The organism is Streptacidiphilus sp. PB12-B1b (assembly GCF_014084125.1).
In the GTDB taxonomy this organism is placed as follows: domain Bacteria; phylum Actinomycetota; class Actinomycetes; order Streptomycetales; family Streptomycetaceae; genus Streptacidiphilus.
On sequence record NZ_CP048405.1, the window covers coordinates 6006998 to 6033299 of the forward strand.

The 26302-nt window shown below is 72.9% G+C and carries 21 protein-coding genes; 11 read left to right on the forward strand and 10 right to left on the reverse strand.

Features of this window, described 5'->3' with window-relative positions; all coding sequences use genetic code 11:
- The first annotated feature begins 77 nt into the window (after positions 1–77).
- Together murC and msrB are read left to right on the forward strand one after the other, a co-directional pair.
- Complete coding sequence (murC, locus tag GXW83_RS26005) at positions 78–1460, forward strand: UDP-N-acetylmuramate--L-alanine ligase (protein WP_225447256.1); 1383 nt, start codon at positions 78–80, stop codon at positions 1458–1460.
- A gap of 52 nt (positions 1461–1512) precedes the next feature.
- Positions 1513–1920 carry a peptide-methionine (R)-S-oxide reductase MsrB gene (msrB, locus tag GXW83_RS26010; protein WP_182445499.1) on the forward strand — a complete coding sequence of 136 codons (408 nt, stop codon included), beginning with the start codon at positions 1513–1515 and terminating at the stop codon, positions 1918–1920.
- A 69-nt stretch (positions 1921–1989) separates the two neighbouring features.
- Here msrB and GXW83_RS26015 read toward each other — a convergent pair whose 3' ends face one another.
- Complete coding sequence (locus GXW83_RS26015; protein WP_182445500.1) at positions 1990–2388, reverse strand: VOC family protein; 399 nt, start codon at positions 2386–2388, stop codon at positions 1990–1992.
- A 94-nt stretch (positions 2389–2482) separates the two neighbouring features.
- Between GXW83_RS26015 and GXW83_RS26020 the strand changes: the two genes are divergently transcribed.
- Entirely contained in the window at positions 2483–3472 is a 990-nt protein-coding gene (locus tag GXW83_RS26020) for a YafY family protein (RefSeq protein ID WP_182445501.1), read from the forward strand.
- Between the two features lie 20 nt (positions 3473–3492).
- Here the strand turns inward: GXW83_RS26020 and GXW83_RS26025 are convergent, their stop codons facing one another.
- Both GXW83_RS26025 and GXW83_RS26030 read right to left on the reverse strand, forming a co-directional pair.
- Complete coding sequence (locus tag GXW83_RS26025) at positions 3493–4641, reverse strand: protein-L-isoaspartate O-methyltransferase (RefSeq protein WP_225447257.1); 1149 nt, start codon at positions 4639–4641, stop codon at positions 3493–3495.
- A 13-nt stretch (positions 4642–4654) separates the two neighbouring features.
- The gene (locus GXW83_RS26030) at positions 4655–5617 is read right to left on the reverse strand and encodes a radical SAM/SPASM domain-containing protein (protein ID WP_225447258.1); all 963 of its coding nucleotides are present in this window, start codon (positions 5615–5617) and stop codon (positions 4655–4657) included.
- A gap of 290 nt (positions 5618–5907) precedes the next feature.
- Between GXW83_RS26030 and GXW83_RS26035 the strand changes: the two genes are divergently transcribed.
- Complete coding sequence (locus GXW83_RS26035) at positions 5908–6981, forward strand: helix-turn-helix transcriptional regulator (RefSeq protein ID WP_182445503.1); 1074 nt, start codon at positions 5908–5910, stop codon at positions 6979–6981.
- A 91-nt stretch (positions 6982–7072) separates the two neighbouring features.
- On the opposite strand, the gene GXW83_RS26040 is transcribed toward GXW83_RS26035, so the two are convergent.
- Positions 7073–10207: a glycoside hydrolase family 15 protein gene (locus tag GXW83_RS26040; protein WP_182445504.1), complete on the reverse strand. Its 3135-nt coding sequence runs from the start codon at positions 10205–10207 to the stop codon at positions 7073–7075.
- A gap of 539 nt (positions 10208–10746) precedes the next feature.
- On the opposite strand from GXW83_RS26040, the gene GXW83_RS26045 reads away from it, so the two are divergent.
- Positions 10747–11277: a hypothetical protein gene (locus GXW83_RS26045; protein WP_182445505.1), complete on the forward strand. Its 531-nt coding sequence runs from the start codon at positions 10747–10749 to the stop codon at positions 11275–11277.
- Here the strand turns inward: GXW83_RS26045 and hemQ are convergent.
- Both hemQ and hemG read right to left on the reverse strand, forming a co-directional pair.
- Entirely contained in the window at positions 11249–11953 is a 705-nt protein-coding gene (gene hemQ, locus GXW83_RS26050) for a hydrogen peroxide-dependent heme synthase (protein WP_182445506.1), read from the reverse strand. The genes GXW83_RS26045 and hemQ overlap by 29 nt on opposite strands.
- Positions 11950–13398 carry a protoporphyrinogen oxidase gene (hemG, locus tag GXW83_RS26055; protein ID WP_182445507.1) on the reverse strand — a complete coding sequence of 483 codons (1449 nt, stop codon included), beginning with the start codon at positions 13396–13398 and terminating at the stop codon, positions 11950–11952. Before hemG ends, hemQ begins: the two co-directional genes overlap by 4 nt.
- Positions 13399–13544: 146 nt before the next feature.
- Between hemG and GXW83_RS26060 the strand changes: the two genes are divergently transcribed.
- On the forward strand, positions 13545–14615 hold the full coding sequence (locus GXW83_RS26060; protein ID WP_182445508.1) for a DUF4349 domain-containing protein: 1071 nt from the start codon (positions 13545–13547) through the stop codon (positions 14613–14615).
- 314 nt (positions 14616–14929) lie between these two features.
- Here the strand turns inward: GXW83_RS26060 and hemE are convergent, their stop codons facing one another.
- On the reverse strand, positions 14930–15973 hold the full coding sequence (hemE, locus tag GXW83_RS26065; protein ID WP_225447551.1) for a uroporphyrinogen decarboxylase: 1044 nt from the start codon (positions 15971–15973) through the stop codon (positions 14930–14932).
- Between the two features lie 131 nt (positions 15974–16104).
- On the opposite strand from hemE, the gene GXW83_RS26070 reads away from it, so the two are divergent.
- The 5 genes from GXW83_RS26070 (at position 16105) to GXW83_RS26090 (ending at position 22756) form a co-directional block, all read left to right on the forward strand.
- Positions 16105–16731 carry a DUF3000 domain-containing protein gene (locus GXW83_RS26070; protein ID WP_182445510.1) on the forward strand — a complete coding sequence of 209 codons (627 nt, stop codon included), beginning with the start codon at positions 16105–16107 and terminating at the stop codon, positions 16729–16731.
- A 369-nt stretch (positions 16732–17100) separates the two neighbouring features.
- Positions 17101–17817 carry a response regulator transcription factor gene (locus tag GXW83_RS26075; protein ID WP_182445511.1) on the forward strand — a complete coding sequence of 239 codons (717 nt, stop codon included), beginning with the start codon at positions 17101–17103 and terminating at the stop codon, positions 17815–17817.
- Between the two features lie 115 nt (positions 17818–17932).
- Positions 17933–19252 carry an HRDC domain-containing protein gene (locus GXW83_RS26080; RefSeq protein WP_182445512.1) on the forward strand — a complete coding sequence of 440 codons (1320 nt, stop codon included), beginning with the start codon at positions 17933–17935 and terminating at the stop codon, positions 19250–19252.
- A gap of 157 nt (positions 19253–19409) precedes the next feature.
- Positions 19410–20627 carry an acetyl-CoA C-acyltransferase gene (locus tag GXW83_RS26085; protein ID WP_182445513.1) on the forward strand — a complete coding sequence of 406 codons (1218 nt, stop codon included), beginning with the start codon at positions 19410–19412 and terminating at the stop codon, positions 20625–20627.
- On the forward strand, positions 20627–22756 hold the full coding sequence (locus GXW83_RS26090; RefSeq protein ID WP_182445514.1) for a 3-hydroxyacyl-CoA dehydrogenase NAD-binding domain-containing protein: 2130 nt from the start codon (positions 20627–20629) through the stop codon (positions 22754–22756). Before GXW83_RS26085 ends, GXW83_RS26090 begins: the two co-directional genes overlap by 1 nt.
- Positions 22757–22867: 111 nt before the next feature.
- On the opposite strand, the gene GXW83_RS26095 is transcribed toward GXW83_RS26090, so the two are convergent.
- The 3 genes from GXW83_RS26095 to GXW83_RS26105 all read right to left on the reverse strand — a co-directional run bounded on the left by GXW83_RS26095 (position 22868) and on the right by GXW83_RS26105 (position 26272).
- On the reverse strand, positions 22868–23698 hold the full coding sequence (locus GXW83_RS26095) for an SAM-dependent methyltransferase (RefSeq protein WP_182445515.1): 831 nt from the start codon (positions 23696–23698) through the stop codon (positions 22868–22870).
- Between the two features lie 54 nt (positions 23699–23752).
- Complete coding sequence (locus tag GXW83_RS26100; RefSeq protein ID WP_182445516.1) at positions 23753–24583, reverse strand: thioredoxin domain-containing protein; 831 nt, start codon at positions 24581–24583, stop codon at positions 23753–23755.
- 90 nt (positions 24584–24673) lie between these two features.
- The gene (locus GXW83_RS26105) at positions 24674–26272 is read right to left on the reverse strand and encodes a glycosyltransferase family 39 protein (protein WP_225447259.1); all 1599 of its coding nucleotides are present in this window, start codon (positions 26270–26272) and stop codon (positions 24674–24676) included.
- Positions 26273–26302 lie beyond the last annotated feature (30 nt).

Here is a 26302-nt window from a genome sequence, read left to right on the forward strand (position 1 = left end):
GTGCTGTCGGACCCGGTGGCTCCGGTACGGCAGAATCGGTGCCGACAGCTGTAGGCCCGACCCCGGGAGAGCCACCCGTGAGCGCACCTGACCTCTCCGCACCCCACTTCATCGCCATCGGCGGCGTGGGGATGTCCGGCATCGCCAAGATCCTGGCCCTGCGCGGAGCGGCCGTCTCCGGGAGCGACTCCAAGGACTCGGCGACGGTGCACGCGCTCGAACGACTGGGCGCCAAGGTCTTCGTCGGCCACGCGGCCGAGAACCTCCCGGCCGGGGCCAGCTGCGTGGTGGTCTCCAGCGCCATCCGCGACAGCAATCCGGAGCTGGTCGCCGCCCGCGAGCGCGGCCTGCCGGTGATCCACCGCGCGGACGCGCTGGCCGCGATCATGGTGGGCTACCGCACCCTCGCCGTGGCCGGCACCCACGGCAAGACCACCACCACCAGCATGCTGGCGGTCAGCCTCACCGCGCTCGGCGCCGACCCCTCGTACTCCGTCGGCGGCGACCTGGACGAGCCCGGCAGCAACGCCCACAACGGCACCGGCGAGATCTTCGTCGCCGAGGCCGACGAGAGCGACCGCAGCTTCCAGAAGTACTCCCCCGAGGTGGCGATCATCCTCAACGTGGAGCTGGACCACCACGCCAACTACGGCTCCATGGAAGAGATCCACCAGTCGTTCGAGGCGTTCGTGGACCGGATCGTCCCCGGCGGCACCCTGGTCGTCTCCGCCGACCAGAGCGGCGCCCGCGAGCTGACCGCCCGCATCGGCGCCCGCCCCGGACTGAGCGTGGTCACCGTCGGCGAGTCCGCCGACGCCACCGTGCGCATCGTCCGGATCACCCCGCGCGGCATGACCAGCGAGGTCGTCGTCCTGGTGGACGGCGCGGAGCTGGCCTTCACCGTGGCCGTCCCCGGCCGCCACTACGCGCACAACGCCGTCGCCGCCCTCGCCGCCGGGACCGCCCTCGGCGTCCCCGCCGTCGAGCTGGCCCGCGCGCTCGGCGGCTACACCGGCGTCCGCCGCCGCCTGCAGCTCAAGGGCACCGCCCAGGACGTCCAGGTCATCGACTCGTACGCGCACCACCCCACCGAGATCGCCGCCGACCTCGAGGCCATCCGCCAGGCCGCCGGGGACGGCCGGGTCCTGGTCGTCTTCCAGCCGCACCTGTTCAGCCGGACGCAGCAGCTGGGCGCGGAGATGGGCGAGGCGCTCGCGCTGGCCGACGCCGTCGTCGTGCTGGACATCTACCCGGCCCGCGAGGACCCGCTCCCCGGCATCACCAGCGCCCTGGTGATCGACGCCGCCCGCAGCCACGGCGCGGACACCACCGAGGCGCACACCCTGGCCGAGGTCCCGGAGCTGATCGCGGGAATGGCCAAGCCCGGTGACCTTGTTCTCACCATGGGTGCCGGGGACGTGACCACCCTCGGCCCGGAGATCCTCGCCCGCCTCGCCTGAACGCCCGCCCCGCCTGAACGCCCGCTCGTCTCGCCCGAAAGGCAGGAAGTCCATGTCCTACGAGATCGACAAGACCGAAGCCGAGTGGCGGGACCAGCTGACCCCGCAGGAGTACCACGTGCTGCGCGAGGCCGGCACCGAGCGCCCCGGCGTCGGCGAGTACACCGACACCAAGACCGTCGGCACCTACTCCTGCCGCGCCTGCGGCAACGAGCTGTTCAGCTCGGAGACCAAGTTCGACAGCCACTGCGGCTGGCCCAGCTACTTCTCCCCGCTGGCGGAGGACCGCGTCCAGTACATCGAGGACACCACCATGGGCATGCGCCGGGTCGAGGTCCGCTGCGCCCGCTGCGGCTCGCACCTCGGCCACGTCTTCGAGGGCGAGGGCTACAACACCCCCACCGACCAGCGCTACTGCATCAACTCCATCTCCCTGAAGCTCCACCCCGCAGAGAGCTGACCACACCCCCCAGCCCCCGGCGACCCGCTCGGCCGCCGGGGGCTGTGCCGCGTCCGGGGGTTGCCGGTGTCAGCGGGCGAACTTGGCGATGGCGGCCGGGGTGACCGGGGTGAAGAAGTTGACGAGGTTGCCGTCCGGGTCGCGGAGCAGGAGCGAGCGGTTGCCCCAGGGCATGGTGGTGGGCTCGGTGACGAAGTCGGGGACGAAGCCGGCCAGGTCCGCGTGGACGCGGTCCACGTCGTCCACCAGGAATTCGATGATCACGCTGTGGTTGTCCGCCGGGCGGGCGGAGCCCGGGGCGAACAGCGGGACAGTGCGGGTGCTGCCGATGGCCAGAGTGGCGCGCGGGGTGGTGAGTTCGGCGAAGTCCTCGGTGGCCCAGGCCGCCGGAACGCCGGTGGCCTTCTCGTAGAAGCCGACGAGGCGTGCGATGTCGCCGGTGATGATGCGGATCGAAACCAGGTCCATGGTGTTCTCCCAGGTGGGTGTCTTTGGGCTGTGCTCCGCAGGCTAGGACGGATAGAGGACAGAACCGGTCCGGTATCCGGGTTAGGCTCGGCCCATGTCTCGACCTACCGGGCGCGTGCTGACTCTGCTGGAGCTGCTGCAGTCGGGCGGCGTCCGGACGGTGGCCGAGCTCGCCGAGCGGCTCGGCGTCGACGGGCGGACCGTGCGGCGGTACGTGCAGCAGCTGGTCGACCTCGACCTGCCGGTGGAGACGGTGCGGGGCCGCTACGGCGGGTATCGGCTCGCCCCCGGCTACCGGCTTCCGCCGCTGATGCTCAGCGACGACGAGGCGCTCGCGGTGCTGCTCGGCCTGGTCGCCGGCCGCCGGGCGGGCCTGATGACCACGACGGACACGGCGAGCGAGACGGCGGCGGCCAAGATCCGCCGGGTGCTGCCGAAACGCCTGGCCGGTCGGCTGGACACGCTCCTGGGATCCCTGGCGTTCACGGCCCTGCCCAGCGCCTCCGCCGCCCCGGACGCCGAGGTCCTGCTCACCCTCGCCGACGCGGTGCGGCACCGGCGGCCGGTCTCGATCCGCTACACCGACCGCGACGGCCGGCGCAGCGAACGGCCGCTGCACGCGTACGGGATCGTCGCCCACGCGGGCCGCTGGTACGTCACCGGCACGGACCCCGGGATCGGCGAGGACCGGACCTTCCGGCTGGACCGGATCGCGGGCGTGCGGGCGCTGCCGGGCTCGTTCGAGGCCCCGGCCGGGCTCGATCCGGCCCAGCGGGTGCTGTCGGGCTTCGCCACGGCCGCCTACCGGTACGAGGTGACCGTGCGGATCCACGGGACGGTCGAGCAGATCCGCGCCCGCCTCCCGGCCGCCGTCGCGGCCCTGGAGCAGCCCGCACCCGAGGGGGGCGCCGATCCGGCGGCCGAGCGCTGGCACCGGGTCGAGCTCCGGGCGGAGGCACTCGACTGGCTGCCGCCGCTGCTCGCCTCGCTCGACCGACCGTTCGTCATCGAGCGCCCCGAGGAACTGCGCACCCTGGTCCTCGCCTTCGCCGACCGCCTCTCCTCCCACGCCCGCCAGACCTGACCGCCCCCTCCCCCACCACCTCAGGCCCGCCCGACACTGACGCGCCACCCGCCCCGCGACAGCACGGTCCGCCCGTCCGGGGTGATGGTGACCGCCGCCCCGTACCCGGGGAGCGCCCCCTCCGACAGCCAGTCATGGCGGATGCCGTCCAGGACGTCCCACAGCCGCCTGGGCCCCGCCTGGTGGACGGTCGGCGGCTCACCGTGGCGGCCGGTGGCCCGCGCCCATGAACCGTCGGCATGGACCATGACCGCCGTCCGCACGCCGTCCGCGTCCTGCCGGTAGCCGTGCTGCACACCGGGGGTCGTCAGGGCGAACGCCGACAGCAGCTCCCAGGTCTCCGCAACGTGGACGACGGGGTACCGGCCGGGGCCGACCTCTTCGCCCTCGTCGGTCCAGGCGCGCCGGGTGCCGGGCGACGGCGGGTAGTCGTCACCCGAGCGGGTGGCCATGAACCCCGCGCGCTCCCAGGTGACCCTTCCCCGCGCGCTGCCGTCGGGCGCCTTGTCGGCGGTGACGACCAGGCCGGTCCCGGCGAGGTTGGTGACCAGCCGGCCGCCGTCCCTGAGCGCCGCCAACCAGCTTGCGGGAACGCCGGGCAGGCCGACCGTGGACACGATCCGGTCGTACCTCCCTGGCAGCGGCCCGGTGAGGTCGCAGACCGCCAGCGTCGGGTGCAGCCCGAGCGCATCCAGCCGGCCGGAGGCGGCCCGGACGAGGTACGGGTCCACGTCCACGCTGGTGACCTGCTGGTCACCGAGCCGGCGGGCGAGCAGCGCGGTGCCGTAGCCGCTGCCGGTGACGCACAGCACCTCGGTCGTGTCGGTGATCAGCGCGTGCTCGAACATCGACAACACCAGGGCCGGGAGCGTGCTGGACGAGGTGGGCAGGCCCTCCGGGTGGTCGTCCGGCCCGGCAGCGTCGGCGTGGGCGCTGCCGACCCGGGTGACCAATGTCCGGTTGCTGTACGCGGCGTTGAGCCACCGCGCGGGGTCGTCCGCCCCCACTCGCAGCGCCATGCCGCCCTCGTCCGCCAGGTACCGCCACCAGCGCGGCACCAGCAGATGCCGAGGGGTCGCGGCGACGGCGCCGTGCCACGGCGACGAGGGGTGCACGACCTCGTCCGCCAGCGCCGCCGCGCGCGGCTCCCAGTCCAGGACAACGCCCATGTTCATCAACCTCTCAGTACTTCGGATTGCAGGCCGGAGTTTCCGCCGGGGAGCAGTCACTGCCGTCGCTGTTCGGGTTGCACGCGGTCGCCCGGAAGTCCTCCCAGGGGTCGACGCCCGGAGACGGTTGGCACGAATCCTCCTTCGGTGTGCAGGAGTCGGGCGCACACGCCCCGTTCGCCTGCAGAGTCGGGACGCGGACGGCGATGTTTCGCCACGCCTGACTGTCGAGGATGTCCGCCAGCCGCATGCCGTGCACGTTGCCAGCTGTCATCATCCCGGCCGACATCACGCACCCGGCCACGTCGCCGTTCGGCATGACGGCTGCCCGGCCGCGCGTACAGTTTCCGCACAACTCAGCCGGATCCTGCCCCTCGCCCGTTTCGGCTCCGCGACCGATGCCCCGCATGCGGTCGGTGCGGATGCTGGTCACGCCGAGTGCGCGCAGCTCGGCTTGGGCCTCTTCGCTCCGCTGGCCCTCCCGCATGTCCACCAGCGCTGCCCGCACCGGAATGCCGTAGTCCAGGGCCCTGATGATGTTCGCCTTGGTCTTCGCATAGGAACCCCGGCGCTTGGTGATGCGTTCGTGCTCGTCGGCCCGGTCGCTGTAGTACGAGGTCGCCAGCGTCACCCCACGCCGGCGCAGTACGCACCACACCTCGGGCCGGATGTGGATCAGGTTGCTGAATACCTCCACGGCCATACCCTGGTCGACGGCGCGATTCACCAGCTCAGGCAGGTCAGGATGCAGGGTGGCCTCGCCGCCGATGAACTGGATCTGGTTCACACCCAAGTCGGCGGCCTGGTCCAGCACGCCCAACCAGTCGTCGCGGGTCATATCCCCGTCCGTGCCGCTCGGCCCGGACGAGTTGTAGCAGTGTGCACATTGAGCCTGGCACATGCGCGTGATGTCCAGTGCGAGGAACCGGGTCGTCCTGCTCGCTCCGGTCTGCGCCGCTTCATTGGTCGTGATCACTGTCACGTGCTCCTTCTGACGAGTAGTGCAACCCTGAGCGCCCATTGGGGGTTTTCAGGATGCCCGGGCAGATCGTGGGACGCCTTCGGCCGGCGTGCGGTGAGGCACTCTCTGCTCAGGCGAGCGGTGACCTGAGCCAGCTACCGGTTTCGCGCCAGCCCCTGCCGGGGCATGTCCTGATGTGACGCTCACTCAGTGTCAGGGAGCCGTCGCTCAGAGACCAAGGCCCTGCGTATGAGCGCTCGATCGCTCATATATGAGCGCATTGTCATTCATAGGGAGGATGCGCGTTGGCACGGCCGAAGAAGCCGCAGTCGCCGCCGAATGGCGCGGCAGTCCTGTGGGGTGAGGAACTCCAGTTCTGGCGTAGCCAAGCCGGTCTGACCCAAGGCCAACTGGCTGCGAGGATCCCTTGTGACCAGTCCTGGATCTCTGGCCTTGAGAATGGGAAGGCCGTGGCCACAGCGGCCATTGCTACACAGATCGATGGTGCGCTGGGTACCGGCGGAGTACTGCTGCGAAGCCTCAAGTACGTAGTGCGGGAGGCCACCAGCGGGTTCTATCCCGATTGGTTCAAACAGTACGTCGCGCTTGAAGCACAGGCAGTGACCTTGCACGAGTGGTATCCCATGAGCATGCCAGGCCTGCTGCAGACCGAGCTGTACATGCGTCACCAACTTGCGCTGTGGGGACACAGCCCGGAGCGGGTGAACGAGCTGACCGAGGCCCGACTGTCCAGGCAAGAGCTACTCCGGGGAACGACCCCTTTGCGAGTGCTCGCCGTCCTGCACGAGTCGGTCCTCCACAATCAAGTAGGCGGACCCAAGGTGATGGCACATCAGCTCGCCCATCTCTTGCGCATGACTTGTCTTCCCAGCGTCACCGTGCAAGTGGTACCCGCACAGGCACCCCTCCTCACGTGGCTCGACAGCACCGTGGCGCTCGTCGGGATGCCTGATGGCGAAACGTGGTCCTATGCGGAGGCACTTGACAGGGGTTGGGTCACCAAAGAGCCAGCAGCGGTACAAGGTACCGTCGCCCGTTACGATCGGGTTCGGGCCTCAGCACTGTCGGCACACGAGTCCCGCGAAGTGATCCGCCGCGCAATGGGAGAGCTGGTCAACATGACGCCCGCTATCGATCTGTCCAAGGTCTCTGTCTTCAAGTCGTCCTACTCCGGCGGGAACGCCGGATGCGTCGGCACGACCCGTGATCTCGTCTCCGCCGGCCTGGCCCCCGTCGTGGACACCACGCTGGGACTCGCCTCGCCCGTTCTGCCGTTCACCACAGCGGCCTTCGCCTCGTTCGTCGCGGCCGTGAAGGCAGGCGAGTTCCCCGCCGGCGAGAAGTACGTCACCGCTTGAGCAGAGCAGTTGTCCCGACCGCCGACAATCCCCACGGCCTGACGTTCGTTGGGATTGTCGGCGAGCCCCTTTAGTCGGCCCTGACGCCTAGTCAGCAGCCGTTCAGGCCGGACCAGTCGGAGACGGTGTCGGTGGCGGTGTAGGTGGTGCCGGCGCCGTTGAAGTAGAAGCTGCGGTTGGGTTGGGTGGCGCAGGAGGGGGCTTCTTCGGCGTTGGTCCAGGTGCCGTTGAGGTCGAACTTGTAGGCCAGGGTGGTGCCCGGGACGGCCGGGACGACGGCCTGCCAGGTGTCGGTGCCGGTCCGGGTCATCGGGTAGAGGCCGGCCGACCAGTCGGCGGACGAGGGCATGCCGGTGCCCAGGGCGGAGAAGGCGCCGGCGATGTAGACGGTGCCCGAACTCGGGGTGTCGGAGGGCACGGTGACGTCGATGACCGCCTCGGCGCTGCCGCAGGTGTTCGGGCCGCCCCAGTTGAGGACGGTGTCGGCGGTGGTGCCGTCGGCGACGGTGAGGGCGCGGTTGGCGGTGTCGGCGCAGCCCGCGGTCTTCTCCACGTTGCTCCAGGAGGCGCCCAGCACGTACTTGTAGGAGAGCGCCGCGCGGCTGGTGGCGACGACGGTGGCGGTGTAGTGGGTGTCGTCGACCTTGGTCATGGCGATGCCGGAGGCCGCCCAGTCGGTGCCTCCGGTGCCGAGGACGGAGAAGTTGCCGTCCAGGTAGACGCCGTCGCCGGTGGCGGCGGTGTTCACCGGCACCGTGACGTCCACGGTCTGGGTGTGGCCGCTGCCGGTGGTGGCGGTCACGGCGGCCGAAGGGGCGGACGTCCCGGCCGAGTTGTAGGACTCGACGGTGTAGCTGTAGGAGGTGCCGGCGGTCAGTCCGGTGTCGGTGTAGCCGGTACCGGTGCTGGTGCCGACCTGGGCGCCGTTGCGCAGGATCCGGTAGCCGGTCGGGGAGTTGCCGGAGGCGCTCCAACTCAGGCTGGCCGTGGTGGGGGTGGTGCCGGTGACGGTCAGGCCGGTCGGGGTGGTGGGCGTGAATGCGGCGCAGGTGCCGAAGGTGGTGCAGACGATGCCGGGGGTGTCCAGGTCGCTGCCGTGGGAGATGTCGTTGGCCAGCCGCACGTACTGCCCCATGGCCCACATCAGCGGGGTGGAGGAGTTGTCGGGCTGCCCCAGCGTCCAGCCGTTGACGGAGGAGGGGGTGCTGTTGCCCCAGACCTGTTCGGTGATCTGTCCGCCGGGGGTGGCCGCGCCCTGCATGGTCTGCAGCATGGCCTGGGCGTCGGCGGTGTCGCCGAGCGCCACGTCGTACTCGCCGCGTTCACCGGTCAGTACCGGCCAGGGGTTGCCGACGCCGGCGCCGGTGTAGTCCGCGCCGGTGGAGGTCTCGCCGTAGCCGTCGTGGGTGTAGCGGTGCCAGACCGGGCCCTCGGGGGTGGTGGTCCTGATGCTGGCGTCCACCGCGGCGACCGAGTCGGTGATGTCGGTGGCCGAGGCGGACTTGATGCCGAGCCGGACCAGTTCCAGGAAGCCCGCGTCGGTGACGGCGCGGTCGTCGTAGCTGCCGCCGCCGTTGGCCAGCGAGATGGTGGCGCCGGAGTTGGGATTGCCGTCCTGGGTGATCCGCAGGAAGTAGTCGCCGTTGCCGTAGCTGCCGGTGGTGGTGTACGTCCAGCTGTCGACGTCGGCGGCCCAGGTCCTGGCGGTGGCCAGGTAGGTGGCGGCGTCGGCGCTGTCGCCGTTGTCGGTGGCGATGGCGGAGGCGCAGACCAGTCCGGCGATCTCGGCGGCGATGGTGGAGGGCGAGTAGCCGCCGATCTCCTCCCAGCGCTCCTCGCCGGTCACCGGGCCGTTGCTGACCAGGTAGCCGGCCTCCTCCTTGAGCGTGGCCCAGGTGGTGGCGTCGGTGACGCCCAACTGGTAGGCGAGGATGATCGGGTCGGCGACCTCGTCCAGTTGCTGGCCGCTCCACTCCGGGGTGCCGTTGAGCCAGCTGTTCTGTTTGACGTAGCCGCTGGAGGTGACCTCGTACTGGAGCAGGTACGCGAGCGCGGCCTTGGCGTCGGCGGTGTCCCCGGCCGACATCAGCGAGGTCGCCATCTCGTACTCGTCGCGGGTCCACACCAGGTGGTAGCCGTGCGCTCCGGCACTGGCCGCGCTGACGCTGCCGCCCCAGGGGACGCTGGGCGCGGCGACGAAGGCCCCGGTGTACGTCCGGTCCTCGTCGGCCTTCACCTCCATCAGCGAGATCCGGTACTGCTGCAGCAGCGCGGGGCTGGAGGCCACCGAGGCGGGCGGCGCGTCCAGGCCGGACATCCACGTGTGCCAGCCGGACTCGTACGCGTTCTCGGCCGCGCCGAAGCCGCCGGCCAGCGAGGAGGACGCGTCGGTGACGGCGGCCGCCTCGGTGGTGTCGAAGGCCAGCGCCAGCGTGAAGCTGGTCGATCCGGAGGCGTTGACCGGGATCTGCGCGACCTGGTCGATGTGGCCGCTGCCGGACACCCCGGAGTAGCTGGTGGCCAGCGTGTGGTCGGCGGCCAGCTGGGCCGCGCCGCTGGTGGCGGTGCCGACGTAGCCGGTGCTGGCGGCGGTGAAGCCGGTGGAGGCGGACAGGGCGCTGGCCACCGAGCCGTTCTCGGCGACCAGGTCGCCGGAGGCGGTGTCGGTGGAGCCGGTGTTGCCGTCGCCCTGGTCGGCGAGGTACGGCTGGTAGTCGGCGTAGAGGTGGAGCGGGGTGGCGGTGTTGTTGGTGAAGGTGGTCTGCACCAGCACGACCGAGCGGGCCGGGTCGGCCACGTAGGTCTTGGTGATGCTGTACTTGCCGCTGGTGGCGGTGTTGGTCTGGGTCCAGGTCAGCGAGGTGGGGTCGGCCAGCGCCACGGCGTGCGTGGTGGCGCTGGTCTCGCTGTCGGTGAAGCCGGAGCCGTCGGTGACCAGGTACTGCAGGCCGTAGGTGTCCGGCTGGTCGGTCTGCGGGTAGTAGGCGTTCTGCAGCGCGCCGTCGGCGAGGGTGTACCAGACCTTGGACGAGGCGCTGAGCGCGGTGGCGAAGCCCTGGACCCCGCCGTCCTCGTTCCAGTAGGGCGTCGAGCCGGGGCCGCCGGTGGCGGTGGCGGCCAGGGCGGGGGCGGCGGCGGTGAGGGAGAGCCCGAGGCTCACGGCCAGGGTGGCGGCCACGGCGAGGATCCTGCCGAGGGGGCTGCGTCCCGGGGTGGTGGAGATCATCCTTGATCAGTCCTACCTGCCTGCGGTGGGGTACGTGCGGCCGACCTGACTTTCGGTCGCACGGCAACCATGGCGTCGGCTGTCTTCACTGGGCGAACCCACAGCGGTGCCGACGCGGTCATGGGAGACGGCCGGTGTGGCCGGTGGCGCTGGACTTCCGGCTCCGAGGACGAGGGCCTGGGAGGGATCTCTGCCGATGCTGGCCGCTTCCTGCGGCTGAGTGGAAGGTAGCGGAGCCCGTGGGACCGCGCCAGGGATGCGGTCGCACTGGTTTTACTTGTTGGCGCAAGCGTGGTGACATATCATCAGATACGGTCCGGCGCCCGGGTGCTGGAGTGAAGTCTTGAACCGTGGCCGCCCCGGCGGGCCCCCGGCCCGAGCGGGCGGCCGCCCCCGGGGCGCTTCGGCGCGCCCGGAAACCTCAAATCTAGCTCTGGTAATCAGGGGTGAGTCTTCCCCCCGTGCGCCGGGCGGGGGATGCTCAGCTGATGGAGCCGGGAGCGGGGGACCCGGCTCCTCATGCTGTCCGGAGGTGGTCGGTGGATCTCGACCCGGAGTCGGTTGCGGCGCTGTTCCTGCTGGTCCCGGCCGCGGCCGGGCAGCTGTGGCGCGCGGAGCGGATGCGCGCGGCCGGAGCGTCGGCGCGGCCGGCCGCGATGCGCTGGATGCGGTTGGCCAACCGGCTGATGGCGCTGGTGCTGCTGGTGAACCTGCTGCTGGGAACGGTCGCCACGCTGCTGTGGGCCGAGGCCGGCATCGACGGCTCGGCGGCGTCGGCCTCGCCGCCGCTGCTGTGGCCGCTGCTGCAGTTCGCCGCCGGGATCGCGGTGTCCATCGCCGCCAACGCCCGCGCGTCCTGGTCGCCGCGCCCCCGGCCGATGCCCGCGCCGGTACCCCTGAATGCTCCGAAACCGACACCCGCACCCGCTCCCCCGCCCGCGCCGCTGCCCGAGAGCTGTGCGGCGCTGCGGTCCGGGGCGGCGGGGCCGGTGGTCGGCCCCGCGCCCGGGACGGCGGCGTGCGGCGGGCGCAGGACGCGGTTCAGGCCAGACCGGCGAGCAGCTCGCTGATCGGCTTGCGGCGGCCGGTGAAGAAGGGGACCTCCTCGCGGACGTGCCTGCGGGTCTCGGAGGCCCGCAGGTCGCGCATGAGGTCGACGATCCGGTACAGCTCGTCGGCCTCGAAGGCCAGCAGCCACTCGTAGTCGCCGAGCGCGAACGAGGCGACGGTGTTGGCGCGGACGTCGGGGTAGCCCCGGGCCAGCATGCCGTGCTCCATCAGCAGCCGGCGGCGCTCGGCGTCCTCCAGCAGGTACCACTCGTAGGAGCGGACGAAGGGGTAGACGCAGACGTAGTCGCGCGGCGTCTCGTCGGCGAGGAACGCCGGGATGTGCGACTTGTTGAACTCGGCCGGGCGGTGCAGCGCCATGTTCGACCAGACCGGCTCCAGGGCCCGGCCGAGCGCGGTGCGGCGGAAGCGGTTGTACGCCTCCTGCAGGCTGTCGCTGTCCTCGGCGTGCCACCAGATCATCAGGTCGGCGTCGGCGCGCAGCGCGGAGACGTCGTAGGTGCCGCGGACGGTGACGTCCTTCTCGGCGAGCTGCGCGAACAGCTCCTCGACCTCGGCGGCGTGGGCGGCGCGGTCCTCCGGCAGGACGTCCTTCAGTCGGAAGACCGACCACAGGGTGTAGCGGATGACCTGGTTCAGGTCACGTGCCTTCTTCTTCGGTTCGGTGCTCTCGGTCATGCGCTCATTGTCCCTTCCGCTCCCAGCGCTCCCCGCACCAGGTCCGCCGCCCGCCAGCCGCTGCCGATGCAGGCGGGGATGCCGACGCCCTGGTAGGCCGCGCCGCACAGGGCGAGCCCGGGCAGCGCGGCGGCCAGCGCGCCGATCCGCTCCACCGTGTCGGCGTGGCCGACCGGGTACTGCGGCAGCCCGCCGCGCCAGCGGGTCACCGTGGACGCGTACGGGCGGGCGGTGATCCCGGCGGCGGCGCCCAGGGCGGCGAGTGAGCCGGCGACCAGGTCGGCGTCGTCCCGGTCGAGGTCGCCCTCCTCGCCGTGGCGGCCGACGGAGGTGCGCAGCACGAAGCTGTCGGGGGCGGCGGCGGCCAGCCAGCCCCACTTGTTGCTGGAGAAGGTGGACGCCTTGATCAGCTGCCCGTCCACCGGCGGCACCAGGAAGCCGCTGCCCTCGGGCACGGCCAGCTCGGAGCGGCGGAAGGCGAGCGTGACCAGCGCCATCCCGGCGTACTCGATCCCGGCCAGCTCGGCGGCGACGGCGGGGGCCTGGTCGGCCAGCAGCGCGGCGGCGGCGGGCGCGGGGACGGCCAGGACGACCGCGTCGGCCTCCAGCCGGCGGCCGCCCGCGACGCAGCTCCAGCCGTCCGGGGTGCGGCGCAGCCCGGTGACGGGGGTGCCGGTGAGCAGCTCGACGCCGGCGGCGCGGCAGGCGTCGGCGACGGCGAGCGGGAGCCGGCCGATGCCGCCGTCGATGCCGGTGAAGACCGGCCCGGGGTCGGCCGGGGCGGCGGCCAGCAGTGCGCGTACGCCCTCGGTCAGCGAGCCGCCGCGCTGCGCCACGGCCAGCAGCTGCGGGACGGCCATGCGCATCGAGATCCGGTCGGCGTTCCCGGCGTAGACGCCGCCCAGCAGCGGTTCGACCAGCCGTTCCACGACCTCCCGGCCGACCCGCGCGGCGACGTAGCCGCCGACGGAGACGTCGGCGCCGACCTCGGTGGGCGGCAGCGAGGGCTCCTCGGCGACCCGGGCCAGGCCCTGCGCGGAGAGCACCCCGGAGGCGGCCAGCGCGTCCAGGTCCGCGGGCACGCCCATGAGCTGCCGGGCGGGCATGGGCCGCAGCGCGCCCCTGGTCCAGATGGCGGCGCGGGCGGTGGTGGGCGGTTGCAGCGCCTCGCCGAGGCCGACGGCGCGGGCCAGCCGCAGCGCCTCGGGCCGCCGGGCCAGCACCGACTCCGCGCCCAGGTCGACCGGGATGCCCTCCAGGGCGGAGGCGTGGAGCTTGCCGCCGAGCCGGGGCCCGGCCTCGACCAGGGTGACCCGCGCGGCGGGCGGCGCCTCGCCGTCGGCCCCGCTGAGGCGGGCGGCGGCGGCCAGCCCGGCGATGCCGCCGCCCACGACGACGACGTGCGGGAGCGCCCGGTGCGCGGGCGCGGTTGTGCTGCTGTGCATGGCCTTCACTCTCGCACACGGCCGGGTGGGCGGCTCCACTGCCCGGCCGTTACCGGTTCTTGACGTCCCGTCGGGAACCGGCGCCGCCCCCGGCCGGTCCAACCGCCGCCGGGGAGGCCCCGGGCGCGGACCGAGGGGAGCGGATCATGGCAGGACCGAGGGGACGACGGGCCGCGGCGGCGCTGGGGGTGCCGGTGGTCGCCGTACTGGCGCTGGGCGGCTGCGGCCAGGCCGGGGGCGAACACGCCAGCAGCGCCGGGGCGAGGTCCCGGGTGCAGCAGTACGGCGGCTCCGCGCCGCAGGCCGCGACGGCCCCCGGCAGCGGCAGCACGGGCAGCACGAGCACCGGCGGCGGGACCGGGACCGGGACGACGGGTACCGGCGGCACCGCCGCGCTGCCGACCGGCGGGCGGGCGCTGGTCTACACCGGCGAGATGCAGCTGCGCACGCCGGGCGTGGACGCGGTGGTGGCGCAGGCGGAGCAGCTGGTCGGCGCCTCAGGTGGATTTGTCGACTCGGAGGTGACCGGCCCGGTCGGCGGGCTGCCGCTGGACCAGCCCCAGGCCACCGGTAGCGCCACCGCCGACACCTCGCTGCCGCTGCAGACCCTGCCGGAGCCCACGGCGGTCGGCGCGGAGGCGGCCCAGCTGGTGGTGCGCATCCCGGTCGGCTCGTACGCCACCGTGTACCGGCGGCTGCTGGGCCTCGGCACCGTCCTCGGCCAGGAGCGGGCATCGCAGGACGTCACCGAGCAGGTGGTGGACGTCGCCAGCCGGCTGAAGACGCAGCAGGCCAGCGTGGACCGGGTGCGGGCGCTGATGGACCGGGCCCAGTCGATCGGCGACGTGGTCGCGCTGGAGGCGGCGCTGACCCAGCGCGAGTCGGATCTGGAGTCGCTGGAGGCCCAGCAGCAGGCGCTGCAGGCGCAGACGGCGATGTCCACGGTGACGGTGCAGGTCTTCGAGGAGCCGCCGGTCCAGGCCGCCCCGGCCGTCCACCGCCACGGCGCGGGCACGGCGGCGCTGGACGCGCTCAAGGACGGCTGGCACGGGATGTACCTGACGTTCCGGGCGCTGCTGGTGGCGCTGGCGGCGGTGCTGCCCTTCGCCGTGCTGCTGGCGGCGCTGGGCGGGCCGGCCCTGTGGCTGACCCGCCGACTGCGCCGGCCGCGCCCCCCGGCGCCCGCCGACGCAGTGTCGGGCCCGCCGCAGGACTGACCCGCGACGCGAGGAACGGGCGGCGGGCCTCAGCCCGGAGCCGAGCCCCAGCGCGCGGCCGGATTTCAGCGCGGACCCGGACCTCAGCGCAGAGCCCAGCCCCAGCGCGGAGCCGAGCCTTAGCGCACGGCCGAGCCCCAGCGCGGAGCCGAGCCCCAGCGCGGAGCCGAGCCCCAGCGCGGAGCCGAGCCTCAGCGTGGAGCCCAGCCTCATTGCGGAGCTGGACCTCAGCGCGGGGGCCCAGCCTTAGCGCACGGCCCAGCCCCAGCGCGGCGCCGAGCCTCAGCGCACGGCCCAGCCTCAGCGCGCGGGCGTCAGCCCGCGGTGCGCTCGTGCACGTGGGCGACCAGCCGGGTCAGCGCGTCCGGGTCGGTGCTCGGCAGGACGCCGTGGCCCAGGTTGAACACGTGCCCGCGCCCGGAGGCCGCAGCGGCCTCCAGCACCTCGTCGGCCTTGGCGCGGACCACGGCCTCCGGAGCGAACAGGATCGTCGGGTCCAGATTGCCCTGGAGGGCCTTGCCGGGGGCGACCCGGCGGGCGGCCTCGTCCAGCGGAACCCGCCAGTCGACGCCGACCACGTCCGCTCCGGCGTCGCCCATCAGCCCGAGCAGCTCGCCGGTGCCGACGCCGAAGTGGATGCGCGGCACGCCGTACTCGGCGACCGCGTCGAACACCGTGCTGCTGGCGGGCATGACGTGGCGCTGGTAGTCCCGGGGCGCCAGCGCGCCGACCCAGGAGTCGAAGACCTGCACGGCCGAGGCCCCGGCCTCGATCTGCACCCGCAGGAAGGCCGAGGTGATCGCGGCCAGCCGGTCCAGCAGCTCCTGCCACAGCTCCGGGTCGCCGTACATGAGCGCCTTGGTGTGCTCGTGGTTCTTGGACGGGCCGCCCTCGACCATGTAGCTGGCCAGCGTGTACGGCGCACCGGCGAAGCCGATCAGCGGCTTGGCGCCCAGCTCGGCGGTGAGCAGCCCCATGGCCTCGGTGACGTACCAGACGTCGGCGGGCTCCAGCGGCCGCAGCTGCTCCAGGTCGGCGCGGCTGCGGATGGGGTTGGCCACCACCGGGCCGATGCCGGGCTTGATGTCGAGGTCGACCCCGACCGCCTTGAGCGGCACCATGATGTCGCTGAAGTAGATGGCGGCGTCCACGTCGTGGCGGCGCACCGGCTGCAGGGTGATCTCCTTGACCAGCTCCGGCATCATGCAGGAGTCCAGCATGGCCACGCCCTCGCGGATCTTCAGGTACTCCGGCAGCGAGCGCCCGGCCTGCCGCATGAACCACACCGGGGTGTGCGGCACCGCCTCGCCGCGGCAGGCCCGCAGGAACGCGGAGTCGTGCACGGGGGAGTTCTTCAGGTCTTCGGTGCGGCCGGTGCCCGGCCCGCTGCTCTCGCTCACGGGTGAAATCTTCGCATGTGCACCCGGGCCGCCGAGACCCGCCGTGGTGCCTCCGCCACCGGAAGGTGCCGGCGTCCTAGTCTTCCGGCATGGCAGCGGTCAGCGGGCACCCAGCGAGTGAGGACGGAGCGCCCGGCGAACCGTCGGCCTTCCGCGAGGCCGTGGAGGCCCTGCGGGCCACCCGGCTGCGGCCCGAGGTGGTGGTCGCCGACACCCCGGCGCCGCGCAGGCTGGCCCCGTACGCCTTCGCGCTGACCGCCTCGGTCGAGGTGGACGGCGAGGAGCTGGCGGACGGGCGGCTGGTGCTGCTGCACGAGCCCGGCGGCCACGAGGCGTGGCAGGGCGAGTTCCGGCTGGTGTCGCTGGGCCGCGCCCAGCTGGAGCCGGAGATGGCGCACGACCCGCTGCTGTCCGAGGTCGGCTGGTCCTGGCTGATGGACTCGCTGGCGCAGCAGGGCGCCCGGTTCGGGGAGCCCAGCGGCACGGTGTCGCGCTGCTCCTCGCAGTTCTTCGGCAGCCTGGCCGAGCGCCCGGCCACCACCGACATCGAGATCCGGGCGTCGTGGACGCCCGCGGTGTCGTCGGCGGCGGACTTCGCCGGGCACCTGCGGGCCTGGTGCGAGCTGCTGTGCCTGTGCGCCGGGCTGCCGCCGTTCACCCCCGGCGCGGCCATGGGCCAGACCGTCCCGCTGCCCACCCGCCGCCACCCGCGCTGACCCCCGCTGATCCCCCGCTGACCCCCGCTGATCCACGCCGCCCGGCCCCGGTGGGGCGCGCGGGGTGCGGGCACGCACCGTGACCCCCGGCCACGCACCGCAGCCGTGATACCCCGTCGAAGCGGCTTGAGATTCCCCCGGAAGGGTGGCTTAACCGGGCGCGTCGATCACTTTTGATCACTTATGGGTGACTTACGCTCGGTCAAGCAGTCCACAATGCACGAATTGCCCCGGGATTACTCACTCAATCGTGATCTTTCGCTAAAGCCGGGCACCCATCGTGCCGAAGCAGTCAGTGACCCTTTCCACACGAGGACCCTCCCCATCTGTGTCTCCCCGGGTCCCCGCGCCATCCCCCCAGGAGGCCTGGTGTCTGTACTTCTCGAACACCCCGCAAACCTGGTCGCCTATCGTCCGACCAAGCCCACTGCCATGGTGGTCGTAGCGGACCCGCGCGTTCGCAGCACCGTCACCCGCCACCTGTGGGCACTGGGCGTACGCGACGTGATCGAGGCGTCCTCCCTCGCCGAGGCCCGGCCCCGCGTCGGCACCCCGCGCGACATCTGCGTGGCCGACGTCCACCTTCCCGACGGCTCCGGACTGGCCATCCTCGCCGAGACCAGGGCGGCGGGCTGGCCCAACGGCCTGGCGCTGTCCGCCGCCGACGACATCGGCGCGGTCCGCAGCGCCCTGGCCGGCGGCGTCAAGGGCTATGTGGTGACCGGCACCAGGGTCACCGCCGGCATGCAGCAGCGTCCCGGCATGAACGGGATGAACCCGATGAGCGGGCGGCCCATGGGCGGCCAGCTGCGCCGCCCCGGCGCGCCCGGCATGCCCGGAGCCGCACCGGGCGCCAACGGGGCCCCCGGCACCCCTGCGCCGCCCGCCTACCGCGAGCTGTCCGGCCGTGAGGTCGAGGTGCTGCGGCTGGTCGCGGAGGGGCAGTCGAACAAGGCCATCGGCGTGGCCATGGGCCTGTCCGCGCTGACCGTCAAGAGCCACCTCGCCCGGATCGCCCGCAAGCTGGGCACCGGCGACCGCGCCGGGATGGTCGCGGTGGCCCTGCGCACCGGGATCATTCACTAGCTCGAACCGCGTCCGGCCGTACGACGGAACGTTCCTCTTCCGACGGCGGGGCGCAGCCGCGGACGACGCCCGCGCACGGCTCTACCGGCCGGATGCGCGGGCGTAGTCTTGGGGCGTGACCGACGCCCGCGAAGCCCTCTCCGACACCGCCGACGCCCCGAGCGTCGCCGCCGACGACTCCTCGAACGTCTCCGAATCCGGCGGCCCGGTCCCGCTCCTCGACCCCAGGGAGGGCATCCCCCCGGTGGTCGCGGACGCCGAAGCCCTGGCCGGCATAGTGGCCCGGTTCGCCACCGGGACGGGCCCGGTGGCCATCGACGCCGAGCGGGCCTCCGGCTACCGGTACGGGCAGCGCGCCTACCTGGTGCAGCTGCGCCGCGAGGGCGCCGGCAGCACCCTGATCGACCCGGTCGGCTGCCCCGACCTGTCGGCCCTGGGCGAGGCCCTGGCGGACACCGAGTGGGTGCTGCACGCCGCCTCCCAGGACCTGCCCTGCCTGGCCGAGCTGGGCATGCGCCCGACCGCCCTGTTCGACACCGAGCTGGCCGGCCGGATCGCCGGGTTCCCCCGGGTGGGCCTGGGCCCGATGGTGGAGAACGTGCTGGGCCTCTCGCTGGAGAAGGGCCACTCGGCGGTGGACTGGTCCACCCGCCCGCTGCCCGAGCCCTGGCTGCGCTACGCCGCGCTGGACGTCGAGGTGCTGGTCGACCTGCGGAACGCGCTGGAGGCCGAGCTGGCCGCGCAGGGCAAGCTGGAGTGGGCGCTGGAGGAGTTCGCGGCGATCGCCGCCGCGCCGCCCGCCGCGCCGCGGGTGGACCCGTGGCGGCGCACCTCCGGGGTGCACAAGATCCGCCGCCGCCGCCAGCTGGCGGCCGTCCGGGAGCTGTGGCACCTGCGCGACCGGGTGGCCCGGGAGCGGGACGTCTCCCCCGGCCGGATCCTCTCCGACGCGGCGATCATCTCCGCCGCGACCGCGATGCCGGCCAACGCCGCCGCGCTGCAGGCGCTGTCCGGTTTCGGGCCGCGGGTGCACCGGCGGGCGCTGGAGCAGTGGATGACCGCGATCGACGCCGCGCGGGTGATCCCGGAGCAGCAGCTGCCGCCGGCGACCGCGCCGCACGACGGCCCGCCGCCGCCGCGCTCCTGGTCGGACAAGGACCCGGTGGCCGCTGCCCGGCTGGCTGCCGCGCGCACCGCGGTGACCGCGCTGGCCGAGTCGCTGAACCTGCCGCAGGAGAACCTGGTCTCGCCGGAGGCGGTGCGCCGGGTGGCCTGGGCGCCGCCGGCCGATCCCGCGCCGGAGGCCGTGGCGGCGGCCCTGACCGGGCACGGAGCGCGTGCCTGGCAGGTGGAGCTGGTCTCCCCGGTGATCGCCCGGGCCTTCGTCGAGGCGCGTACGGCGGGGGCGGCCGCCGTGCCCGGTACCGGCCGGTAACGTCACGGCGGGCCGCGTCTGGGCAACTTAGTTACTAGCGGGTAGCATCTCCTCTGGGACGCCGACGACTCACCCGCCGCCGACGGCCCGCACCGGTCCAGCTGGGCCGCTACGACATTTGGGCCCCCTACGTTGGGGACTTGGGAGGAGAGCCACCGTGCCTCGTACCGCGAGGGACGTCGTCTTCGTCGACGGCGTCCGCACCCCGTTCGGCAAGGCAGGACCGAAGGGCATCTACGCGGAGACCCGCGCCGACGATCTGGTGATCAAGGCCATCCGCGAGCTGCTGCGCCGCAACCCCGGCCTCGACCCCGCCCGCGTGGACGAGGTCGCCATCGCCGCCACCACCCAGATCGGCGATCAGGGCCTCACCCTGGGCCGCTCCGCCGCGCTGCTGGCGGGCCTGCCCAAGTCGGTTCCCGGCTACTCCATCGACCGCATGTGCGCGGGCGCCATGACGTCGGTCACCTCGATCGCGGGCGGCATCGCCTTCGGCGCCTACGACATCGGCATCGCCGGCGGCGTGGAGCACATGGGCCGGCACCCGATGGGCGAGGGCGTGGACCCCAACCCGCGGTTCCTCTCCGAGAAGCTGGTCGACGAGTCGGCCCTGTTCATGGGCATGACCGCGGAGAACCTGCACGACCGGTTCCCGCAGCTGACCAAGGAGCGCTGCGACGCGTTCGCCGTCGGCAGCCAGGAGAAGGCCGCCAAGGCGTACGCCAACGGCCACATCCAGCCCGATCTGGTCCCGGTGGCCATCCGGCGCACCAACGCCGAGGGCGGCGAGACCGGCTGGGGCCTGGCCACGGCCGACGAGCCGATGCGCCCGGGCACCACCCTGGAGTCGCTGGCCAACCTGAAGACCCCGTTCCGCCCGCACGGCCGGATCACCGCGGGCAACGCGGCCGGTCTCAACGACGGTGCGACGGCCTCGCTGGTCGCCGCCGAGGACGTCGCCCGCGAGCTGGGCCTGCCGGTCAAGATGCGCATGGTCTCCTACGCCTTCGCCGGTGTGGAGCCCGAGGTCATGGGCATCGGCCCGGTCCCGGCCACCGAGAAGGCCCTGCTGAAGGCCGGGCTGTCGATCGACGACATCGGCGCCTTCGAGATCAACGAGGCGTTCGCGGTCCAGGTGCTGTCGCTGCTCGACCACTACGGCATCGCCGACGACGACGAGCGGGTGAACCCGTACGGCGGCGCGATCGCCTTCGGCCACCCGCTGGCCTCCACCGGCGTGCGCCTGATGAACCAGCTGGCCCACCGCTTCCAGGAGCGCACGGACGTCCGCTACGGCATCACCACCATGTGCATCGGCATGGGCATGGGCGGAACGGTCGTCTGGGAGAACCCGAACTTCGAAGGCGGCAAGTGATGACCGACACCGCAGCGCTGCTCAAGCGCGCCCACGAGCTGTTCCCGGACGAGGTCGTCACCACCGCCCACGTCCGCCACCTGGACCTGCCGCTCGGCGCGGGCCGCTTCGCGCTGATCACCCTGGACAACGGCTTCGACCACACCAAGCCCACCACCTTCGGCCCGGGCTCGCTGGCTAAGCTGATCGAGGCGCTGGAGCAGGTCGAGCGGGAGGCCGCGGCCGGTGAGATCGCCGGTGTCGGCATCACCGGCAAGCCCTTCATCTTCGCCGTCGGCGCGGACCTCAAGGGCGTCGAGGTGCTCAAGGAGCACAGCGACGCGCTGGCCATCGGCAAGGGCGGCCACGACGTCTTCAAGCGGATCGCCGCGCTGCCCGTCCCCACCTTCACCTTCTACAACGGTGCGGCCATGGGCGGCGGCGTCGAGATCGGCCTGCACTGCGACTACCGCACGGTCAGCACCGGCGTCCCGGCGTTCTCGCTGCCCGAGTGCTTCCTCGGCCTGGTGCCCGGCTGGGGCGGCTGCACCATCCTGCCGAACCTGATCGGCCCGCAGAAGGCGATCTCGGTCATCATCGAGAACTCGCTCTCGCAGAACCGCCAGCTCAAGGGCAAGCAGGTGTTCGAGCTGGGCATCGCCGACGCGATCTTCGCCCCGGCCGACTTCCTGGAGCAGTCGCTGCTCTGGGCCGCCACCGTGATCAAGGGCGAGACCGTCGTCGAGCGCCCGGAGATCGACCGCGGCGACGCCTGGGACCAGGCCGTCGCGCACGGCCGCGCGGTCGCCGACTCCAAGGTGCACGGCGCCGCCCCGGCCCCCTACCGGGCGCTGGACATCATCGCCGCCGCCAAGAACGGCGACTACCAGCAGGGCTTCGACGCCGAGGACGCGGCGCTGGCCGACCTGATCATGGGCGGCGAGCTGCGCAGCGGCATCTACTCCTTCAACCTGGTGCAGAAGCGCGGCAAGCGCCCGGCCGGGGCCCCGGACAAGGGCCTGGCCCGTCCGGTCAACAAGGTCGGCGTCGTCGGCGCGGGCCTGATGGCCTCTCAGCTGGCGCTGCTGTTCGTGCGGCAGCTCAAGGTGCCGGTGGTGCTCACCGACATCGACCAGGAGCGCGTCGACAAGGGCGTGGGCTACGTCCACGGCGAGATCGACAAGCTGCTGGACAAGGGCCGGATCAACCACGACACCGCCAACCGCTTCAAGGCGCTGGTCACCGGCTCGCTGGACAAGGCCGCCGCCTTCGCCGACGCGGACTTCGTGATCGAGGCCGTCTTCGAGGAGATGGGCGTCAAGCAGCAGGTGTTCGCGGACGTCGAGGCCGTGGTCTCGCCGACCTGCGTGCTGGCCACCAACACCTCCTCGCTGTCGGTCACCGAGATGGCCTCCAAGCTGGAGCACCCCGAGCGGGTCGTCGGCTTCCACTTCTTCAACCCGGTCGCGGTGCTGCCGCTGCTGGAGATCGTCCGGGGCGAGCGCACCGACGACGCCTCGCTGGCCACCGCGTTCGGCGTGGCCAAGAAGCTGAAGAAGACCGGTGTGCTGGTCAAGGACGCCCCGGCGTTCGTGGTCAACCGCATCCTCACCCGCTTCATGGGCGAGATCCAGACCGTCATCGACGAGGGCACCCCGATCGACGCGGTCGAGAAGGGCGTGGAGCCGCTCGGCCTGCCGATGTCCCCGATCGTGCTGATCGAGCTGGTCGGCCCGGCCATCGCGCTGCACGTCTCGGAGACCCTGCACGCGGCCTTCCCGGAGCGCTTCGGCGTCTCGGAGAACCTGGCCCGGGTGGTCAAGGCCGGCAAGCGCGGCTTCTACACCTGGGCCTCCGGCCAGCAGGAGATCGACCCCGAGGTCGCCGCGCTGCTGCAGACCGGCGACACGGTGCTGACCCCGGAGCAGGTCCTGGACCGGGCGCTGACCGCGGTCGCGCAGGAGATCGCGCTGATGCTGGACGAGGGCGTGGTCGCCGAGGCGCAGGACATCGACCTGTGCCTGATCACCGGTGCGGGCTGGCCCTTCCACCTCGGCGGGATCACCCCCTACCTGGACCGCTCGGGCGTCTCGGAGCGGGTGAACGGCAAGCCGTTCCTCGCCCCGGGCGTCGCCAGCGTCCCGGCGTAGCACCCCGGCAGGCCCGGCGAGGGCCGACTTACGGCGAAGGCCGCCCGTCCCGCAGCACGCGGGGCGGGCGGCCTTCGCCGTGGCGGAGCCGGGAGCGGGACCGGGCGGGGGCTAGCGGCGGACGGCCGAGACCAGCCCGCCGGGCCCCTGCGCCCGTACGGGCCCGCCGACCGGCCGCCCGTACGCCGCCGCGCGCTCGCGGACGGTGAAGGTCTGCGCCTCCCAGCCGAGGCCGGAGAGCCAGCCCACCGGGTCCTCGGGCATGGTGGAGAGCCACATGTCGGCGGCGGTGCCGGTGTCGCCGGAGAAGCGCTCCAGGGTGCCCTGGGCGCCCAGGGTCAGGCCCATCCGGCTGGACGCCGCGGACAGCGCCCCGACCTGTCCCAGCAGCCGTTCCACGGCCTCCTGGGGCAGGTAGATCAGCAGGCCCTCGGCGATCCACGCGGTGGGCAGCGCCGGGTCGTGCCCGGCGGCGGCCAGCGCGGTCGGCCAGTCCTCGCGCAGGTCCACCGCGACCGGCAGCCGCTCGCAGCGCGGGCGGGCCCCCCGGGCGTCCAGCACCGCCTGCTTGAACGCCAGCGGCTCGGCGGTGTCGACTTCGAACAGCCGGGTCCGCGGCGGCCAGTCCAGCCGGAACGCCCGGCTGTCCATGCCCGCGCCCAGCAGCACCACCTGGCGGCAGCCCGCGGCGGCGGCCCCGGCCAGCAGGTCGTCCAGGAACCTGGTCCTGACCACGATGGACAGCGCCACCCCGGCCCAGCGGCGCCGCCGCTCCGGGTCGTCCCAGACGGCGTCGAGCGGCGGCGGGGGGCCTGCGGCCTCGGCGAAGGCGGCGGCCAGCGGGTCGTGGAAGAGGGCGTCCGGGCGGCTGCTCTCCCGGGCCCGGACCCGGGCGACCCCGACGGCGGTCGCCCAGACTCCGGACGGTTCGACTGTGGTCATGCCGCCACGCTACCGGCGGCGTCGGCCCGGCAGGACCGGTTCAGGCGGAGCCGGTCAGGAGGAGGGGGTCGCCGAGGGCGAGGTGGTGGGCGCGGTCCGCGCGGCCGCGTAGACCTTGTCCTCCAGCTGCTTGGTGGTCAGCGGCAGGGTGGAGCTGAGGATGGCGGTGTACTGGTCGGTGGTCTGCGGCAGCACCGACATGGTCAGCACCGGCACGCCGCCCTGGTCCAGCTTCTTGAACGCCGAGGTGGAGTCCTTGACCCAGACGTTGTGGGTGCCGGCGTTCACGCAGGCCCGGAAGACGTCCGTGTCCAGGCCCGGGACCTGCTTGGACAGCTCGATCAGGTGGGACTTGGTGAAGGTGGTGCCGCCGGCGGGCTGGTTGGCCAGCAGCACGGTGCGGTACTGCGGGAAGTCCTTGGCGTCCTGGGCGCAGGCGAGGGCGTTTCCGGCGTACAGCGAGCCGCTGCCGCCCTCGGTGGCGTCCATGCCGGCGACCTCGCGGTAGTAGACGTTGACCGTGCCGGAGGCGATCAGGTGCGCCAGGGTCGGGTCGTAGGTCTGCGAGAACTGGAGGCTCGCCGGGTCCTGCATGTCCTCGAACACGGTCAGCGTCACCGAGGCGTGGCCGTAGACCGGGACGGCGAGCGCGCTGGGGCCGGCCGCGGAGGCGGGCGGCGCGAGCTTGCGCTCCTTGTAGCCGCGCACGAAGGAGCCGACCAGGCCGGCCACGATGAACACGGCCAGCACCATGCCGCCGATGACCACCCAGCGGAGCACCGGCGAGTGGTTGGCCTCCTGCACGGAGTTCGATCCGGTCGCCCCGCCGTTCCCCTGGGCCTCGGTGCCGCGGGGTTTCCGGTTCTTGCCTTCAGAACGCTTCACTGGGGGTCCTCTTCCGAATTCAAGCTCTGCACATGCAAGCGCTGCAAACCGACAGGATGGCACGGCTGTCCGGGAATGGCCGCCCCGGGGTCATCCCGCGGTGATGCCCCGGAAGCGTCCCGGGGGGCGCTCCGCCACGGGCGGCGTGCCGCCGCCGGCGCGCAGGCGGTAGATCACCGCGGTGCCGTCCTGCCCCACCCGATCGTAGTGGGCCGCGAGCAGTGCCCTGATCGGGGCGATATGGGCGGGAGAGTAGGGGGCGGTGCCGGAGTCGTCCACGATCACCTCCGGAAGTTGCCTGGCCATCTCGGCGTCGAACACCTTCCAGGCCGAGGCGACGCCCTTGTCGACGCCCACGCCGCGGCCGTCGCGGCCGCCTGAGAAGTTGGTGAGAAATCCAGCCGTGAGATACCTGGTGGCCGGTCTGCGGTCGGCCAGCCAGTACATCTCCGGGTGCATCCCCCACACCAGCACCGACTCCTCGGGGGTGGTGTCCTTGGTCACCACGGCCGCCACCGACACCGCGTGCTGCACCGCCTGGTACGGCCACAGGAAGCCCAGGCCGAGGAAGACCGTCCCGGCCAGGCCGGTGTAGGCCAGCACCGGACGCCACCGGGCGCCGCCCCGGGCGACCGCGCCGACGCCCAGCAGCACCAGCGGCGGCACCAGCTGCAGGTAGTAGTGGCCGAAGAAGTGGAAGCCGGTGATCACCCCGAGCCAGGAGGAGCCGAACCACACCCACAGGTCGGCGTCCTCGCGCAGCTGCCGTCGGCGCCGGGCCAGCGGCACCAGCAGCCCCAGCGAGGCGGCGGCCAGGATGGCGCTGTTGCCCAGCGCCCGGGCCAGCATGTTCAGCCAGGCGCCGTCCAGCGAGGCGTAGTCGCTGCTGCCGGTGACCACCCAGAAGAAGAAGCTGCTGACGCCGGTGGACAGCGCCACCACCGCGACCGGCAGCCCGAAGCCGAACAGCAGCGCGGCCAGCGGGCGGCGGCGCCCCTCGCGCACGGAGATGCCCTTGCGCCGCCAGACCATCCACAGCAGCGGCACCAGCACCGCGCCGCCGGTCTGCTTGGTCAGCGCGGCCACCGCGGTGGCCGCCCCGGCCGGGCCCCAGCGGCGGTTCTGCGCGAACCAGAACGCGGCGGCGGTGGCGGGCAGCATGAACACCTCGAAGGTGGCGGCCTGGCTGTCCTCCGGGGACAGCCCGATCGACACCAGCAGGTACAGCACCCCGGCCGCCGCCCCGGCCCGGCTGCCCCAGCGCTTGCGGGCGACCGCCGCCAGCAGCACCGCCGTGGTCAGGTGCGCGCCGATGGCCAGCACCCGCAGCGGCCACAGCGAGGTGGAGCCGAAGACGTCGAAGGCCGCGTCGTACAGCCACGGCAGCAGCGGCGGCTTGCGGTCGACCACGGTGTTGTACAGGACGCCGCCGCCCTCCAGCATCCGGGCCTCGGTGGCCAGGTAGCCCTCGTCCGGGCTCCACACGGTGCGCGCGAACGAGGGCAGGTGGGTGACGGTGGCCAGCGCCGCCAGCACCGGCACCAGCCTGGTCCAGTAGCCGGTGCGCAGGGCCTCGCGGGCCCGGTCGACCAGGTCGGCCGGGCCGGTCCGGCCGATCGGCAGGGCCAGGGCGGAGCTTCCGGTGCGCGGCATCGTCCCCCGGCGCTGGTTCGACGGCTGGTTGACCACGGGGCCACGCTACCCGCTCGGCCGGTGGCC